The following is a 1319-nucleotide window of genomic DNA, read 5'->3' as shown; positions in this document are numbered from 1 at the left end:
TAACCTTTAGATTCACTTCATTAACTTTCTTTATTCATAATCGTAAATTTTGTGGGTAAGTGGGTAACCGTTTCGGTTATCCATTTATCCACAAAAAAAAAGGCAGCCGATGAACTACGCGCTAACAAAGCTGATGGCTTATCAAACGATTCAGTCCGACTGCCTCTGTTTCTGTGAGCGGGATCAAATAGATATTCGGGCTACAGACCCATTATAAAGGTTTTGATCCACATCTCACTTCAATTAAAACCTTCTTTAAGTTATGGAAAACCTAAACCAAAATCAAAACTACCGCTGGATCATCGGCATCGATGTCTCCAAAGAAAGTCTCGACGTGTGTCTCATCAATAATTCAGATGGACAACTCTTTAACGGCAAGTTCAACAACAACTTCTCTGGATTCAGAAATTTCAAAGCCTGGTGTAAAACTCATGCCTGTGAATGCGATCACCAATCCCTTTGTTGCATGGAACACACCGGCCTTTACACCAGACAACTGGTTCACTATCTGCTAAGCCGACAAGTAAATGTGTGGCTGGAAAGCTCCCTGCACATCAAACGAAGCATGGGACTGGTTCGCGGTAAGTCAGATGCCATCGATGCTCAACGTATCGCGCGTTTCGTTCATGCTCATCAAAGTGACGCAAAGCCTTTGAATCTTAGTGCATTAACCTTAGACAAACTCAAAGATCTCAACGCTAATCGCAATCGTCTCATGAAAGCGATCCAGAGTTTACAGGTCTCCACCAATGAACTCAAACAAGTGGATTCGGAGTCCGGTAAAACTGTTGAACGTGTTAATCGTGAAGCCATCCGCGGACTGGAAAAAAGTCTCCAGGCCGTTGAAGAAAAAATCACTGAGTTCATCAAAGCCGACGAAGACTTAAACAAGCAATTTGATTTGATTACAACTGTCAAAGGTGTAGGCAAAGTACTGGCTTTGTTGGTCATCATCTATACACAAGGCTGCACTAAAATCGTTGATGGAAGAAAACTGGCTTGTTACAGTGGTGTTGCTCCATTTGAATACAGAAGTGGAACTTCTATCTTGGGTCGAACTGGTGTATCTAAATTTGCCAACAGTGAGCTCAAGCGTGTGCTTCACATGGCTGCCATTAGTAGTGTCCAACATAACCTGGAACTAAAGCAGTACTACAATAGAAAAGTAGCGGAGGGAAAAAGTAAAATGGCTGTCATCAATGCAGTAAGAAATAAATTAATTCATCGAATTGTGGCTGTCATCAAACGTGGAACTCCGTATCAAACCACACTGAAAAATAATTTACAAATCTCTTGATTTGATCATAGATATCGTTTGT

The 1319-nt window shown here is 41.3% G+C and carries 1 protein-coding gene; it reads left to right on the top strand.

Annotation, left to right across the window (positions count from 1 at the left end):
- The first annotated feature begins 262 nt into the window (after positions 1–262).
- Positions 263–1297, top strand: a complete 1035-nt coding sequence (locus P2W71_RS21205) for an IS110 family transposase (protein WP_276373352.1) — start codon at positions 263–265, stop codon at positions 1295–1297.
- The last annotated feature ends 22 nt before the right edge of the window (positions 1298–1319 follow it).

Origin of the sequence: Chryseolinea sp. H1M3-3 (assembly GCF_029360725.1) — a bacterium.
GTDB lineage: Bacteria > Bacteroidota > Bacteroidia > Cytophagales > Cyclobacteriaceae > Chryseolinea.
Note: the sequence above shows the minus strand (reverse complement) of the source record. Positions and strands in the feature narration are given on the sequence as shown.